This is a genomic window from Acetobacter papayae JCM 25143 (assembly GCF_000613285.1).
In the GTDB taxonomy this organism is placed as follows: domain Bacteria; phylum Pseudomonadota; class Alphaproteobacteria; order Acetobacterales; family Acetobacteraceae; genus Acetobacter; species Acetobacter papayae.
On the sequence record NZ_BAIN01000054.1, the window covers coordinates 1 to 15,455 of the forward strand.

Below are 15,455 nucleotides of genomic sequence, written 5' to 3' on the forward strand. Positions count from 1 at the left end.
TGGCGGGGTGGCGGTAAAGTCGTCCAGTTCGTTGGCCGAGCGCCAGCCATCTTCACCCGCGTCGATCACTTCCGCGTCTTCACCAAAGCTCAGCCACGCTTCCAGCACTTCGCGCGCGCCAGCGCCCGGCACCCGGCAGCGCTCGATGCTGTCGCGCACATAGGCGCGGGCAAAGGCATTGGCATGCGCCAGATCGTGGAAAACGCCGACTTCCTCCACGATGTTGTCCTCGCTCGCGCCGGACAGGTCCATGATGCGGACTTTCCATTCCTGCGAGGCGGCGGGCTGTGGGGTTTCGGTCGTATCGGTCATAGTGTTCCTGTCAGGATTGGGCGGTTCTGTCGGTGGACGTGCGGATACGCTGGGCCGCGCGTATGGAAGGCAGAAGGAACTCCCGCCCCGTTTTCACACGCTCTTGCCCGTTATAGGCGATGATATCTGCCGTTGCGTAGGTTTCGTTCCACCGTTCGGGAATATAGGAACCGGTGCCTACAACGTCGAGGGGGGCCCGGGCATCGGCCATGCAGGCGCATTTTGTTACCCCAAAACCCGATGAGCCGATAATTTTCACACGGGGAAAGCCCGCCTCGTCCAGTGCATCGCGCATGAACCAGACAGCCGCGGCCGAAACCCCGGTGCCAATCAGGTAGCGCAGTTCCTTGTCCGAGCGGTAGCGGCGCAGGGCCTGCGGAGCGTGCCGGTTGAGAACGGCGTAGGATTCCTGCGGGTTCAATCCTTCCATAAACCGCCCGCCATGGGTGTCCAGACGCACGGCCATGCGGCCTTCGGCAGCCAGTTCGGGAAAGCGGCGGCAGACCGCCAGGGCATCGGTAATTTCCTGACCAAAATAATCCACCAGCACCACAAGATCCGTTTCAGGAAAGGTCTCGTGGAACATCTCCGCGGCCCGCACGGTCGATCCCGCATAGCCAATCAGGGCATGGGGCATGGTGCCAAGCCCGTGGGGTGTGTCAAAAAACGCGGCTACGGCATCGTTTGCCGTGCCGACAAACCCAATGGCGCCATCCCTGCGGGCTGCCCGCCCACCGACCGATGCCGCATAGGCCATGAGTTCCTGCATTTCAAAACCCGCGCAGTGCCGGGCATCCATGGCCAGAAACTGCGTGCGTGGCAGGGAAAGCGCGATCTGATACGCCCGCAATGCGGCAACGCAGGGGCTACCGAGCTTTTGCAGCAAAAGCGTTTCCAGATCGGCCAGATGGGTAAAGGAGCCGGTAACGTAAACAAGCGGCTCACCCGCACCCACCCACTCTCCCTCGGGGTGGACGATTTCAATCGTGCAGGGGCTGTTACGCTCGGCCATGACATTTTCAAGCCAGCGCAGCATGAGAGCCGGAGCCGAAATGACAGGTGTGCGGATAAAAAAGGCGTAAGTTACGATGCAGTCGCCAAAAGCGCTGACAATCCGTTGCGTGCGGTTGAAGTAGGAATCCGTTCTGGAACGGATAGCCGCATCGGGCAGGGGGGCAGTGACCTGAGCCGTATCCACGCCGGGGTGGGTGGGCTGACTGGTGGGGGATGTCATCCGTGGTGCTCTTTCTGCCAGCGCATGGCCTGCCCGCTCAGGCAGGCAGACCACGCATGACCCAAACGGCCCCCAGGTCGTTCCCGGTCACGATTATGAAAAAGCGGCCGGGCTGTTACGCCCGTCCGGTCAGTTCCTGTGCGATCAGGAAGGCCAGTTCCAGCGACTGTTCGGCGTTCAGGCGCGGATCGCAGAAGGTTTCATAACGATCAGCCAGATCATCTTCCGTCAGCTTATGGGCACCGCCCACGCATTCAGTCACGTTCTGGCCGGTCATTTCCAGATGCACGCCCCCAGCAGGTACGCCCTCGGCAGCGCAGACAGCAAAGAAGCCCTTGAGTTCACCCACAATGGCGTCGAACGAACGGGTTTTCATTTTCTGCTGGGTCGAGATCGTGTTGCCGTGCATCGGGTCGCTCAGCCATGTCACGCTACGGCCGGTTTCCTTAACCGCGCGCATGATCGGCGGCAGGAACTGCTCGATCTTGTCCGCACCCATGCGCGAGATCAGGGTAATGCGCCCGGCCTCGTTCGTGGGGTTGAGGATTTCCGTCAGACGGCGGATGTCATCCACGCTGGTGGTGGGGCCGACCTTGATACCGATGGGGTTACGCACCCCGCGCAGGAATTCCACATGCGCGCCATCCGGCTGGCGCGTGCGGTCACCGATCCAGACAAAATGGGCCGAGCAGTCATACCATTCGCCCGAGGTCGAATCGATACGGGTCAGGGCCTGTTCGTACGGCAGCAGCAGCGCTTCGTGCGAGGTGTAGAACTCGGTTTCATCTACCTGAGCCGAGCTTTCGGCATTGATGCCGCAGGCCTGCATGAAGGCCAGCGTTTCGCCAATGCGTTCGGCCATGGCGCGGTAACGCCCGGCCAGCGGCGAACGCTCGACAAAGCCCAGATTCCAGCGATGCACCTCATGCAGGTTGGCATAGCCACCGCGTGAGAAGGCACGCAGCAGGTTCTGGATGCCGGCAGACTGGAAGTAGCCGGTTTCCATGCGCACGGGGTCGGGAATGCGCTCTTCAGGCGTGAACGCAGGCCCGTTGATGATATCACCCCGGTAAGAAGGCAGGCTGACACCGTTGATGGTTTCCATATCAGCCGAACGCGGCTTGGCGAACTGCCCGGCCATACGCCCCATCTTGATAACCGGCACTTTGGCGCCGAAGGTCAGCACCACCGCCATCTGCAACAGCACGCGGAAAGTGTCGCGCACGATATCGGCCTTGAATTCGCTGAAGCTCTCGGCGCAGGGGCCGCCCTGCAGCACAAAGGCCTTGCCCTGTCCTGCCAGCGCAAGCTGCTGGCGCAGGCGGCGCACCTCTCCGGCAAAGACCAGCGGCGGGTAGGCGCTCAGGCGGTCTTCCACGGCGGCAAGGGCCGCCGCATCAGGATAGGTGGGAATCTGCCTGACAGGAAACGAACGCCAGCTTTCCGGCATCCATGGCGCAGACGTCGGGTTGGGCTGGGTGAGTGTTGCACTCATAACGAAAGTTCCCTGTCAATTCTGGTATTATGGTTGAGATGGTGAAGAAAGAGGCGAATGACAACCCGGCCTGACAGGCCTTGCGCATTCTCCAAGCGTGTCTTTATGTCCAAAACTCATGGATTAGGCAAATTCCGCCCCGGCCTGCACGGTTGGTAAGCGCTAAGGTAATTTGGAATCTTGGCGGGATGTGTCATAATGCCGTCACGGTATAAGGTGTCGTGACATGATGCGCGGTGCTGGGTTGGCCATCTTAATTATCAAGTCTTGCTGGGGATGCGCGATGGTACTGCTGCGTAAATCTGTTGTAAGCGCCCTGTGCGCCGCCGGTATCGGTATTGTGATGGCGGGAGGTGCCGCATGGGCTGACCCCGCACTGACGCCGGGTGATTCCATTTCCTTTGCCGAAGGCAATGCCGCCATGGATACGGGCAGCGGGCAGAGGACCAATACAGAAAAGAAAACCGTGCATGGGCACCGTAACCTGCCGCCCGGCTATCAGGATGCTCCATCCATGGATTTCCAGCATGGTGATGACCCTGACCAGCTTGCCAAGGTGCAGCGCGATCCCGTAACCGGCGCTGATATCAGCAAATACGGTTCGGCCTATCAGGCTTCCAGCCCGTTCGGCACCGGGCAGGTGGGTGATTCCACAGGTAGCGGGTGGGTTATCCCCCGCTGAAAACAGGCCCGGCTCAGCCGGGCTTATTCCCTGCCCGGGTATGAACGGGTCAGGAGAGCACGCCTTCCTCCACAATCTGCACGGCGCTCTGTCCATTTGTCAGGTCTGTAATGCGTGCGCAGATATCTTCGCAGCTGGTGGCAGGCAGAGTGAGCAGAAAGCGTGCCCCTTCGGCATCAAATATCGGGGTTTCTAGGCCAGCACCCCATTCGGGCAGGCGGGCCTGCATAAGGCCCACGAGTGAAAACGGGCAGTGGAATGTCAGCCGCACCCGTTCGATCAGCTCTTCCTTGGGCGCTGCCCGAAGGCATTCGGCGGCCGTGCCCGCATAGGCCCGCACCAGCCCGCCAGCGCCCAGTTTGATCCCGCCAAACCAGCGCGACACCACAATAGCCACACGGTCTATTTTCTGCGCCACGGCAACCTGGAGAATGGGCTTGCCTGCGGTCCCTGAGGGCTCTCCCGCATCATGGCAGCGACAGTGCGGCCCGATCTGCCATGCCCAGCAGTGGTGGGTGGCGTCGGGCCCGGCAGCGGCAATGTCTGCAATGAATGCCTCTGCCTGCTCCACACTGGCGACAGGCATCGCACTGGCAAGGAAGCGGCTTTTTTTAATGTCCCGTTCCAGTGAAAAAAAGCCGGTCAGCATCTGTGTCATGGCTGCACGATACAGGGGGAGATATGGCTCCGGCAAGCGGTCGGCTGTCTGACGAGGCACAAGGAGTATAGCGCGGCGTTATTTTGAGCATTTTTTGTTGATGACGGGATGTGTCAGCCCGTTCAGTTGCCGGGAAAGCCAAAAGGCTGAGGTTGGCCCGTGTTGCTTTGTGCCTGTCCGTGTGCCGGGGACGTGCTAGAAGGAAAGCAGGAACAGCGCAGGCTATACGCTGCTGAGGAAAAGAACTGGGCTGCGGTAGGGCTGACAACGGCTTGCCGTGGAAAAACAGGGGAGGGCGGGCTGATATGCTGCCGTTATTTCGTGGAAAATGGTCGCTTCTGGCCGGGTTCGGCGTTCTGGCGCTGTGTCTGGCGGGAGCCCCGGCCCATGCGGAAGACGATCCGGGCGACGATATTGATGGGCATAGCCGCCCGGATATGCACAAGCTGGCGGGCAAACCGCCCTTGCCGCGTGCGCACAAGGATTTCAGCAAATACAAGTTTACCCCGCCGGGCGATAAGGTTGTTGAACAGGCAGATGCCAACCGTCTGCTGTTCTGGACCCCGGATGGTCGACCAGATGGGTATGCCCAGCGCCGGGGCAGCAGTGTTATCTATTACAATGCACAAGGGGTAGCCGTGCGCGTGCAACGCCTGAGTGCGGCAGAAATGCAGGACCAGTAAAAGAAACGCCCATGCCACCAAAAAGGGGCATGGGCGTTATATCTGGTATGTACCGGGCTTGAGGAAGCAGCCTTAACGGCTTTCCATCAGTTCCAGAATGGCAGCTGATGATTCCTCAATCGAGCGGCGGGTTACATCAATAACCGGCCAGTTATGGCGGCGGCACAGCCTGCGTGCCCAGTGCAGTTCTTCCTGCACTTTTTCCAGATCAATATAGGCGTAGTCCGCAGCGCTTTCCATCGGCCTGCGGTCTGGCATCATCTGTGTCAGACGGTTGCGCCTGATTTCAATGAGCCGTTCCGGGTCGATAGTCAGCCCGATTACCGGTTTGGTGGTTTCAAAAAGCGGGGTAGGCGGTTCTATTCCCATAACCAACGGCACGTTGGCGGCCTTTATGCTCTATTAGCCAGATAGAAGCAGGTCGGGGTTTTGGATACGCGTGAGACGCCAACAAGAATCACATCGGCATCATTCAGCCCGCGTGTTTCCTGTCCATCATCATGGGCCAGCACATAATGCATGGCCTCAATCCGCTGGTAATAGCTGTCATCCATGATGTACTGGCCACCCGGATGGCGAGTGGCCTGCTGCCCGGTTTCATCGGCCAGAAAGTGCAGGGCACTATCCAGCACATCCAGCAGGCGGACCTGCAGGCTGATGCAGCCAGCTTCCATGTCAGCCTGAAGCGTGGGGTCTGTCAGAGAGGACATGACCGGGCCGCGATCCGCTGCAATATTGCGCAGCACGCGCCGGAGCTGGATCTGGGTGCGGATCAGGTTCCAGTGGCGGAGCTTGACCTCCGTATTGGGAAACTGGGCAATGCAGGCGCGTGCGACTGAATCCAGCGTCTGGCCCGTTGCCTCGGAGACAAGATGCAGGGTGAGTGTGTTTTGCATGGCGTCTCATTAAAAATGGCCGCACCCAAGGGATGCGGCCATTTTTTTCTTCAGGCTTTGACAGCCTTGTTGTTTTGCTTGGCAAGCGCGGACTGGGCCGCCGCAAGCCGGGCGACAGGCACACGGAACGGAGAGCAGGAAACGTAATCCAGCCCGACTTCCTCAAAGAAGGAAATCGACAGCGGATCACCACCGTGTTCACCGCAGATGCCCAGCTTCAGGTCAGGCTTTGCGGCCCGGCCTTTTTCCACGCCCATGCGCACCAGGCGCCTACGCCTTCACGGTCGATGGAAACGAAGGGGTCCTGCGGCAGCAGGCCTTTTTCCACATATTCCGGCAGGAAGGAGCCAGCATCGTCACGCGACAGACCCAGAGTGGTCTGGGTCAGGTCGTTGGTGCCGAAGGAGAAGAAGTCGGCACTCTGCGCAATCTGGTCGGCCGTGATGGCAGCGCGCGGCAGTTCGATCATGGTGCCGATCTTGTAGGAGAGTGTTGCCTTGCGTTCGGACAGAACAGCAGCAATCACGCTCTCACAGGCTTTGCGCACCAGATCCAGCTCGGCCTTGGTGCCAACCAGCGGGATCATGATTTCCGGAATGACGGCCTTGCCCGCCGAAGCGGAAATGTCGAGCGCGGCTTCAGCAATGGCGCGCACCTGCATGGCGTAGATTTCCGGGTAGCTGATGCCCAGACGGCACCCGCGATGACCCAGCATGGGGTTGGCTTCCGACAGGGCCGAGCGGCGAGCGCGCAGGCTTTCCACATCCTGCCCAAGGGCCTTGGCCACATCCTGCAGCTCGGCTTCGCCATGCGGCAGGAACTCGTGCAGCGGCGGATCGAGCAGGCGGATCGTTACCGGCAGCCCCGCCATGATGCGGAACAGTTCGCTGAAATCCCCACGCTGGAACGGCAGCAGTGCGTCAATGGCCTTGGCGCGTGCGGCTTCGTTATCAGCCATGATCATCTGGCGGACATGACCAATGCGGTCAGGGCCAAAGAACATGTGCTCGGTGCGGCACAGGCCAATACCTTCCGCGCCGAAGCGGCGGGCAGTTTCGGCATCTTCGGGGGTTTCGGCGTTGGCGCGCACACCCAGACGGCGCACATCGTCAGCCCAGCCCATAAGCGTTGCGAAGTCGCCCGACAGGGTGGGCGGAATGGTGGGAACACGGCCCTTGTAAACAGCGCCCGAACCGCCATCCAGCGTCAGCCAGTCGCCAGCCTTGAGGGTGTGGCCGTCAACCGTCATGGTCTGGGCTTCGTAGTTTACGGCAATGCTGCCTGCACCGGCCACGCACACACGGCCCATGCCACGCGCCACAACGGCGGCGTGGGAGGTCATGCCACCGCGCGTGGTGAGAACGCCACGGGCAGCGTGCATGCCATGCACGTCTTCGGGGGAGGTTTCGATACGCACCAGAATGACATCTTCACCCTTGGCGGCGCGGTCTTCCACATCCTCGGCGGAGAAAGCGATCACGCCGGTTGCGGCACCGGGGCTCGCGGGTAGGCCGCGGGTCAGCAGTACGCGTTCGGCCTTGGGGTCAAGAACCGGGTGCAGAAGCTGGTCGAGAGAGGCCGGCGGCACGCGGGTAATGGCTTCTTCCTGCGTGATCAGGCCTTCCTTGGCCATGTCGATGGCCACGCGCAGGGCGGCGGCGGCGGTGCGCTTGCCCGAGCGGGTCTGGAGCAGGTACAGCTTGTTGGCCTGCACCGTGAACTCGATGTCCTGCATGTCGCGGTAGTGGCGTTCGAGCAGGTCACGAACCTTCAGCAGTTCCTGGTAGGCGCCGGGCAGGGCCTTTTCCATGGAAACCTGGCCTTCGCTCGAGCGACACTCGGCCATGGGCTGCGGCGTGCGGATACCGGCCACCACGTCTTCGCCCTGAGCGTTGATCAGGTATTCGCCGTAGAAAATGTTTTCGCCCGTGGAGGGGTCACGGGTAAAGCACACGCCGGTGGCGCAGTCATTGCCCATGTTGCCGAACACCATGGACTGGACGTTAACAGCCGTACCCCAGCTTGCCGGGATATCATGCAGTTTGCGGTAGGTGTTGGCGCGCGGTTCATCCATGAACCAAACACTGCGCCAATGGCGCCCCAGAGCTGGTCTTTCGGGGTTTCAGGGAACGCGTTGCCGGTTTCCTTTTCCACGATCTGCTTGTAGCCCTTGACGACTTCCTTCCACTCATCGGCGGTCAGGTCGGTATCGTCTTCCTTGCTGACAGCGCGCTTGGTCTGTTCGAGCAGGTCTTCAAAGCGGTGGTGGGAAACGCCCAGAACCACGGAGCCGTACATCTGGATGAAGCGGCGGTAGCTGTCCCATGCGAAGCGGGCATCGCCAGAGGAGCGGACAAGGCCTTCAACCGTGGTGTCGTTCAGACCCAGGTTAAGAACGGTGTCCATCATGCCCGGCATGGAAACACGCGCACCCGAACGGACTGATACCAGCAGCGGGGATTCGGCATCGCCAAAGCGCAGGCCCATGACGCTTTCGATCTGGGCCATGGCGGCTTCAAGCTGCGATTCCAACTCGCCGGGGTATTTGCGTCCGTTTTCGTAAAAGGCGGTGCAGACCTCAGTGGTAATGGTAAACCCAGGAGGCACGGGAAGACCGATATTGGCCATTTCCGCCAGGTTGGCACCCTTGCCGCCGAGAAGATTGCGCATTCCGGCGTTGCCTTCGCTCTGGCCGGCGCCGAAACTGTAGATCCACTTGGTCATTTTTACCGTTCGCTTCGTTGATGGAGTGTCATTGGGCCAGCCTGACGACCAGAAAGCAGATGAGAGAAAATTTAGGACGACAGGTCAGCCGCGCACAGATTTTTATTCTTGGTTCTCAACAGCGAAAAGTTATCCTTTCGCCTCGCCCTAGCATGCCGCACTTCCTGTTTGCGGGCAATCCCCGTTTTCCTTAAATTTCGGCAGACGGCGTGCCTGTGCCTTGGCTGGCACAGAAAGCATTCCACTCGGTTTCATCCATGGTTTCTATGCCCAGCTCAGCAGCCTTACGGGCTTTGGAGCCTGCTTTCTCGCCTGTAATGACAAGATCGGTCTTGCGCGAAACGGTGTCTGAAACCTTGGCCCCCATTCTCTCGGCAGTGGCTTTGGCCTCTGGCCGCGTCATGGTCAATAATGTGCCGGTAAATACGATGGTCTTGCCCGCCAGCGCGCCCCCACTGGTCTGCGGGCTTTCATCGGCAATGCTCAGAACGGCCTGCAGGGCGTTCAGGGTTTCCAAGTTATGCGCCTCGGCCATGAAGGCCACCAGTTCTTCGGCAATGGCGCTGCCAATCCCGGTGATCGAACCCAGTTCAAGGCGTTCATCCGAGCCGATCAGGGCAGCGGCGCGCATCTGGGTGATCCAGTTCGTGCATGAACCATAATGGCGCGCCAGCAGGCGAGCGTTGCTTTCACCCACCCGGCGGATACCCAGCGCGTAGATAAAACGCGAGAGCGTAATATGCTGGCGTTCCTCAATGGCGCGCAGCAGGTTCGCCACGGACTGTTCACCCCAGCCATCGCGGCGGGTCAGTTCAGCAGCATGGGTGTGAAGGTGGAAAATATCTACCGGCGTGCTGATAAGCCCCGCTTCGTGAAACTCGCGGATACTTCTTTCCCCCAGCCCTTCGATATCGAAAGCCTGACGGGAGACAAAGTGGATCAACCGCTCCACCACCTGTGCGGGGCAGGTTAGCCCGCCGGTGCAGCGGCGGATGGCTTCCCCTTCCGGCCGAATGGCCAGAGCGCCACATGCGGGGCAGTGATCGGGGAAAACAAAAGGAGCCTGTCGTTCAAAGGTTTGCGAGACGGGGGGCGCTACCCCCAGAATCTGCGGAATGACATCGCCCGCGCGCTGGATGAACACCGTATCGCCGACACGCACATCCTTGCGGGTGATTTCATCCTCGTTATGCAGGCTTGCGCGGGTGACAAGCACCCCGCCGACATTGACGGGTTCCAGATGGGCAACCGGCGTGAGCGCGCCAGTACGGCCAACCTGAATTTCAATATCGCGCAGGAGCGTGGTGGCCTGTTCGGCAGGGAATTTCCATGCTGTGGCCCAGCGCGGCGCGCGGCCCGCAAAGCCAAGCCGGGTCTGCAGGGTGGTATCGTCTATCTTGTAAACCACGCCATCGATGTCATAGGCCAGCAAGGCCCGGTTCTGGCTGATCCGTTCAAAAACACTCTCGGCTTCAGCCGCGCCCTTGACCTGTTCCGAAAGCGGGTTGACCGGAAAGCCCCAGTTTTTCAGGCGTTGAAGATACGCCCAGTGGCTGGTGTCCAGCGGCTCGGAACTGTAGCCCAGCGCATAGGCAAACAGGGAGAGCGGGCGCGATGCCGTAACCGTGGGGTCAAGCTGGCGGAGCGAACCGGCGGCAGCGTTGCGTGGGTTTGCGAAAAGTCTCTTGTTCGCGGCTTCCTGTGCCGTGTTCAGGCTCAGAAAATCTTCCTTTGAGAGAAAAACCTCGCCCCGGATTTCAATCAGCGCAGGATATGGCTCGGGCAGGCGGGCGGGAATATCGCGCAGGGTGCGCAGGTTGGCGGTAACGTCTTCCCCTTCTGCACCATCGCCCCGTGTGGTGCCGCGTGTGAATACGCCGTTTTCATAGGTCAGACTGATGGACAGGCCATCGATCTTGGGCTCCGCAATAAACACAAGCTCCTGCGCAGCCTCGCCATCAAGCCCGAGAAACCGCGCGGCGCGGCTGACGAAAGCTTCGAATTCGGCCCTGTCGAACACGTTGTCCAGAGAGAGCATGGGCACAAGGTGCAGGTGTTTGCCAAAAGCACTGTCAGGAGCGGCACCTACGGCCTGTGCAGCGCTCTCTGCCGGTACGGCCTGCGGGTGCGCTGCTGCTATGCTCTCGTAACGGCGGCGCAGGGCATCGTACTGCGCATCGGTAATTTCGGGGGCGGCTTCGCGGTAATAGGCTTCGTTGTGGTGCGCAATCTGGGCAGCAAGCTGGGTCAGTTCCGCACGGGCGGTTTCGGTATCGAGTTCCGTCGGGTCTGTTTGGGCGGGTGTTTGTGTCATGTCTGTCCCAGCAGGCTTGCCGCGGCGGCGCGGGCTGCATCGGTTATGGTGTCGCCCGCGAGCATCCGCGCGATTTCTTCAGTGCGTTCTGTGGTGCTCAGCGGTGTTGCGTGTGTGACGGTTTGCCCGTTTTGTGTCTTTTTGCCAATCCGCAGATGGGCGTGCGCACTGGCGGCCACCTGTGGGCTATGGGTGACGGCCAACACCTGAACCTTGCCTGCAAGCCTGCGCAGGCGCTCACCAATGGCTGCGGCCGTAGCGCCGCCGACCCCGGCATCGATTTCATCAAAAATCAGGGTGCCGATACCAGATTGTCCCGCCAGCACCAGCTTGAGGGCAAGCATCAGCCGCGAAAGCTCCCCGCCCGAGGCCACGCGCGCCAGCGGGCCCGCTGGCTGGCCGGGGTTGGCGGCAATTAGGAATGCGACCTGCTCCATGCCCTGTCGGCTCCATTGTTCCTGTGGCAGGGGCTGGATTTCCACCACAAAGCGCGCTTTTTCCAGCCGGAGAGGTTTCAACTCGCGGGAAACCGCCTGCTCCAGTGCGCGTGCGGCCCGCTCGCGTGCGGCTGTCAGGGCTGTTGCGTGGGTCTGGTAAGCGGCCTGTGCGGCGGCAACGGCTTCTCTGAGGGTATGCAGGTGCTGAACCCCGCTTTCCAGACCGGCCAGCCGGGCAGAGAGTGTGGCCAGAAGATCCGCCAGCGCATCGACCGCTACGCCATGTTTGCGCGCCATGGTGCGTAGGGAGAACAGGCGCTCTTCCGTTTCTTCCAGCATGCGGGGGTTTGCATCGGTTTCAGCCGAAAGTCGGGAGAGCAGGTTTTCAGCTTCAGCTAGAGCGTTCTCAGCATTTTCAAGTGCTGCGAGCGCCTCTGTCGCCAGCGCTTCCGACGCCTGCGCTTCTGCCAGTGCGCTGTCCTGTTCGGCAGAAGCGGGCTCGTTTGCCTGCCGAGCAGTGTTGTTGCCCGGTGCGGGCAGCAAACGGTGCAGGGCGCGCCCTGCTGCGCGCAGGGCTGTGGCGGGTGCTGCAGTGCGGCGGTCGCGAGGGGTGAGTTCTGCCAGAGCCGCGGCTACGGCCTCATTCCGTCGCTCCGCCTGTTGCAGGCTGTGGCGCTGCCGGGCGAGGCTTTCTTCCTCATCCGGCTGGGGGGCCAGTGTTGTCAGCTCATCTACCGTATGGCGCAGCCATTCCTCTTCCCGCGCGGCTTCGTCCAGAGCGCGCTGGGCTGCGGCTAGTTCTGCCGCGCGTTCCTTCCACAGGGCAAAGGCGGTGGATACGCTATCGGTCAGGGCAGTGGGGATGTTCGAGGCATCCAGCAAGCCGCGATGGGTGGCGGGGTCTGCCAGGCCCATCTGCTCATGCTGGCCCTGAATTTCTATCAGGCTGGTGGCAATGCCACGTAGCAGCGCGAGCCCGACCGGCTGATCGTTGACCCATGCGCGAGAACGTCCCTCGCGCGAAATAACCCGGCGTAGCACGATAGGGTCTGTTGTATCTGCGGGCATGCCCTGCTCACTCAGCAGGGTAAATACTGCATGGCCCGCAGGCGCTTCGAAACAGGCACTGACCCGGGCCTCCGCAGCCCCTGCGCGCACTAGCCCAGTATTCGCGCGCTCTCCCATAGCCAGACCAAGGCTGTCGAGCAGAATGGATTTACCCGCCCCGGTCTCGCCCGTAAGAGCGGTGAACCCGTCATGAAATGACAGATCCAGCGCTTCGATCAGAACCACGTCCCTGATGGAAAGACTTGTCAGCATCACATCACCCGGCGTTGGGTAGTCTTGTCTGCCATGGCAGCACGCCAGGGCGACGTTGAGCATAGCCCGGCTACAGCCTGAAAGCCGTAGGGGTCAGGACTGTATGTTCTCTCTATGTTCTTGTTTCAAGGAAAAAATCAGAAAAGCCGGATTTTTTGTCGGCACAGCCCGATGAAGCAGGCCTGTGCCGACGGGGAGAACCAAACCCCTTAGGGGTGTGCCTGTGCCCCGGATTTTTTAGCCTGATCCGCTGCGGGCTGTTCCGTGACGGGCTCGGCCTTGACCGGTGCCACGGGGGCCGTGCGAATAGCCATGGGCTGTGCAGCAGCTTTTTGCCCACTAGCCAGAGCAGGTGGTGGTGGCGCGTTGTTCTTGCCTACGCCAGTGCCCGGCTCTGCCTGGTCTAGCTTGAGGCTCGATCCTGCGGGTTTGCCGGGCAGGGGCAGTTTGCCATCAAGCAGCTTGTGGTGTTTCAGCTTGTCGTAAGCATAGGCATACCACTCGCTACCGGGGTAGTTATACCCCAGAACCACGGCGGATTTACGGGCCTGCTCAACAAGGCCAAGGTCGAGATACACTTCCACCATGCGTTCGAGGGCTTCGGCAACATGGTTGGTTGTCTGAAAGTCCTGCACAACGCGCTGATAGCGGTTGATGGCGGCTTCGTAACTCTTCTGCACCTGATAGTAGCGGCCCACCAGCATTTCCTTGCCTGCCAGATGGTCGCGGCACAGATCAATCTTGAGCTGGGCATCACGCGCATATTTGGACTGGGGGAACCGGGTCACGACTTCTTCAAGTGCGTCCATGGATTCGACCGTGCCTTGCTGATCGCGCCGCACATCGGCAATCTGCTCATAAAAGCACAGGCGCGCAGGTAGTAGGCATAGGCGGCATCGGTGCTTGTGGGATGCAGGCTGATGAAGCGATTAAGCTGCTGAACGGCTTCAGGGTATTTGTTCTGCAGATAATACGCATAGCCCTGCATAAGCTGTGCATTGGCGATATAGCCGGAATACGGGTAGTTCTGCTGCAGGGTTTCGAACTGGCTGGCTGCTACCGAAAAGCGGCGGGCCTGCAGGGCGTCTATACCGTTATTATAGAGCGTTTCAGGTGAAGAAACCTTCGGGCTCGTCGGAACAGGTTTTGGGCTGTTGAGAAGCGCGCACCCGGCAAGGCTGCTCAGGAGTGAGGTTGCCAGCAGGCGCGGCAGGACATGACGGGTCGTGAACGATTTTACAAATGTTTCAGACATACCGGCTCTTCACCTAAGGACGACACCTTATAGAGCATGTGTCCCGGCAAGCAAAGCGAGGATGGGCCTTTGTCAGGCCCCAACCACAAAATAACCGTTCAGGCGGCGGCGACGGCTGGTTGACGCTCGGCTGTATCCCGCCAGGCTTGCGGGTCGGCAAAGAGGCGGCGCAGCAGCAGATTATTGAGCGTATGGCCGGGGCGGTGCCCGCGGACCCGTGCTCGCAACGCACCGTTGAGCATGGAAAGATCGCCCACGGCATCCATCATCTTGTGGCGGATGAATTCATCCGCGCAGCGTAGGCCAGCGGGGTTCAGGATACTGTCGCCATCAACCACAATCGCGTTGTCGAGCGAACCGCCAAGAGCCAGCCCCATGCTGTGCAGGGCGTCGATTTCGGCTTTGAGGGTAAAGGTGCGGCTGCGGGACAACTCGTTGCGGAAGCTGGCGCGGCTCAGTTCCAGCGAGAGGGTCTGCCGCCCGATGGCCTGAGCTGGAAAATCGATACTCAGGGAAAGATCAAGAGCCGCCCCCAGCCCGGAAGTGGGGTTGGGGAGCAGTTCCATGAAGGATTCGCCCTGTTCGACCCGGATGGGGCGAATAACTTCCACAATCCGCCGTGTGGCGGTCTGGGCCTGCTTGCCCGCGCAGTCGATCAGGAAAACAAAATCCTGCGCCGAGCCATCAAAAGCCGGAATTTCGGGGCCATCGACCAGAATTAGGGCATTATCGATATCGCAGCCACGCAGGGCCGCCATCAGATGTTCGACTGTCGCAATGCGGTTGATAGGGTTTGCGGCCTCACCCACCGTGGTGCTCAGTCTTGTATCCACCACCCAGTCGTAATGCGCGGGAATGGCGGTTGCCTGTGGCAGGTCGGTGCGCTGGAAGACAATGCCATGGCCGATTGGGGCGGGCAGGAGGCTAAGCCTGATTTTCTGGCCGCTATGCAGGCCAATGCCGATTGCTGAAATCGGCTGCCCGAGCGTGTGCTGGAAAGACCGGCCTGTTCCGCGTCCGGTGTTATCCTGACGGCGCGCTGCGGGGGAACGCTTCGTTTCCGAAGGTTCGGCGGTCACTTCAGTGTTCCTCAGCAGGGTGTCCATCGCTGCGGGCATCCTCATAGCTTCAGGTGGCAGTTACGTCTACGATAACGCTTAAAGCCTGCCTGCGGCTGAGGCGAGTCACTGATTATTGCGTTGTGTTTCAGGCCTTTCGCGCCCTGTCATGAGGGAACGAAAGGCCTGAGCGCTTAGCGGCGCAGGAAAGCGGGGATTTCTAGTCCGGTTTCGGGCTCGCCGGGGCGTGTGCCGTTGACCTGATCCGCAGGTTGATCGTGGGGTGGCTCTGCACAGCGGGTTCCTGCCGGTCGTCATGGGCCGGATTGCGGCGGAAGGCCCCCGTAACACGACCGAACAGGCTGCGTGCGTTGGGGTCATGCGCGG

At 60.7% G+C, this 15,455-nt stretch carries 9 protein-coding genes and 3 pseudogenes; 2 read left to right on the forward strand and 10 right to left on the reverse strand.

The features are described 5' to 3' along the window. The 3 genes from JCM25143_RS11500 to JCM25143_RS11510 form a co-directional block, all read right to left on the reverse strand. Nucleotides 1–312: hypothetical protein (locus JCM25143_RS11500; RefSeq protein ID WP_025861266.1), on the reverse strand; the 312-nt coding region annotated here is incomplete at its 3' end. Between the two features lie 10 nt (nt 313–322). Continuing rightward, nucleotides 323–1,546, reverse strand: a complete 1,224-nt coding sequence (locus tag JCM25143_RS11505; protein WP_051543276.1) for a nicotinate phosphoribosyltransferase — start codon at nt 1,544–1,546, stop codon at nt 323–325. 115 nt (nt 1,547–1,661) lie between these two features. Next, nucleotides 1,662–3,041 carry a class II 3-deoxy-7-phosphoheptulonate synthase gene (locus tag JCM25143_RS11510; protein WP_025861269.1) on the reverse strand — a complete coding sequence of 460 codons (1,380 nt, stop codon included), beginning with the start codon at nt 3,039–3,041 and terminating at the stop codon, nt 1,662–1,664. A gap of 283 nt (nt 3,042–3,324) precedes the next feature. Between JCM25143_RS11510 and JCM25143_RS11515 the strand changes: the two genes are divergently transcribed. Next, nucleotides 3,325–3,723 (forward strand): hypothetical protein, encoded by a 399-nt coding sequence (locus tag JCM25143_RS11515; RefSeq protein WP_025861270.1) that lies wholly within the window; start codon nt 3,325–3,327, stop codon nt 3,721–3,723. Between the two features lie 49 nt (nt 3,724–3,772). On the opposite strand, the gene JCM25143_RS11520 is transcribed toward JCM25143_RS11515, so the two are convergent. Then, nucleotides 3,773–4,381 carry an IMPACT family protein gene (locus JCM25143_RS11520; RefSeq protein ID WP_025861271.1) on the reverse strand — a complete coding sequence of 203 codons (609 nt, stop codon included), beginning with the start codon at nt 4,379–4,381 and terminating at the stop codon, nt 3,773–3,775. A 305-nt stretch (nt 4,382–4,686) separates the two neighbouring features. On the opposite strand from JCM25143_RS11520, the gene JCM25143_RS11525 reads away from it, so the two are divergent. After that, the gene (locus JCM25143_RS11525) at nt 4,687–5,064 is read left to right on the forward strand and encodes a hypothetical protein (RefSeq protein WP_025861273.1); all 378 of its coding nucleotides are present in this window, start codon (nt 4,687–4,689) and stop codon (nt 5,062–5,064) included. 72 nt (nt 5,065–5,136) lie between these two features. On the opposite strand, the pseudogene JCM25143_RS19090 reads toward JCM25143_RS11525, so the two are convergent. The 6 genes and pseudogenes from JCM25143_RS19090 to lpxC all read right to left on the reverse strand — a co-directional run bounded on the left by JCM25143_RS19090 (nt 5,137) and on the right by lpxC (nt 15,116). Beyond that, a pseudogene (locus JCM25143_RS19090) lies at nt 5,137–5,960 on the reverse strand (pyruvate, water dikinase regulatory protein). 50 nt (nt 5,961–6,010) lie between these two features. Beyond that, nucleotides 6,011–8,684: pseudogene (gene ppdK / locus JCM25143_RS19095) on the reverse strand (pyruvate, phosphate dikinase). Between the two features lie 190 nt (nt 8,685–8,874). Next, nucleotides 8,875–10,998, reverse strand: coding sequence for an NAD-dependent DNA ligase LigA (ligA, locus tag JCM25143_RS11540; protein ID WP_025861274.1), 2,124 nt, complete (start codon nt 10,996–10,998; stop codon nt 8,875–8,877). Next, entirely contained in the window at nt 10,995–12,755 is a 1,761-nt protein-coding gene (gene recN / locus JCM25143_RS11545) for a DNA repair protein RecN (RefSeq protein ID WP_025861275.1), read from the reverse strand. Before recN ends, ligA begins: the two co-directional genes overlap by 4 nt. 209 nt (nt 12,756–12,964) lie before the next feature. After that, nucleotides 12,965–14,010 (reverse strand): annotated as a pseudogene (locus tag JCM25143_RS19100) (outer membrane protein assembly factor BamD). 98 nt (nt 14,011–14,108) lie between these two features. Then, nucleotides 14,109–15,116 carry a UDP-3-O-acyl-N-acetylglucosamine deacetylase gene (gene lpxC, locus JCM25143_RS11555; RefSeq protein ID WP_025861276.1) on the reverse strand — a complete coding sequence of 336 codons (1,008 nt, stop codon included), beginning with the start codon at nt 15,114–15,116 and terminating at the stop codon, nt 14,109–14,111. Nucleotides 15,117–15,455: the final 339 nt, after the last annotated feature.

Coding starts and splice junctions, on each gene's coding strand:
- JCM25143_RS11505 (WP_051543276.1), bottom strand. CDS start 1,546: ATGACATCCCCCACCAGTCAGCCCACCCACCCCGGCGTGGATACGGCT.
- JCM25143_RS11510 (WP_025861269.1), bottom strand. CDS start 3,041: ATGAGTGCAACACTCACCCAGCCCAACCCGACGTCTGCGCCATGGATG.
- JCM25143_RS11515 (WP_025861270.1), top strand. CDS start 3,325: ATGGTACTGCTGCGTAAATCTGTTGTAAGCGCCCTGTGCGCCGCCGGT.
- JCM25143_RS11520 (WP_025861271.1), bottom strand. CDS start 4,381: ATGACACAGATGCTGACCGGCTTTTTTTCACTGGAACGGGACATTAAA.
- JCM25143_RS11525 (WP_025861273.1), top strand. CDS start 4,687: ATGCTGCCGTTATTTCGTGGAAAATGGTCGCTTCTGGCCGGGTTCGGC.
- ligA (WP_025861274.1), bottom strand. CDS start 10,998: ATGACACAAACACCCGCCCAAACAGACCCGACGGAACTCGATACCGAA.
- recN (WP_025861275.1), bottom strand. CDS start 12,755: ATGCTGACAAGTCTTTCCATCAGGGACGTGGTTCTGATCGAAGCGCTG.
- lpxC (WP_025861276.1), bottom strand. CDS start 15,116: ATGGACACCCTGCTGAGGAACACTGAAGTGACCGCCGAACCTTCGGAA.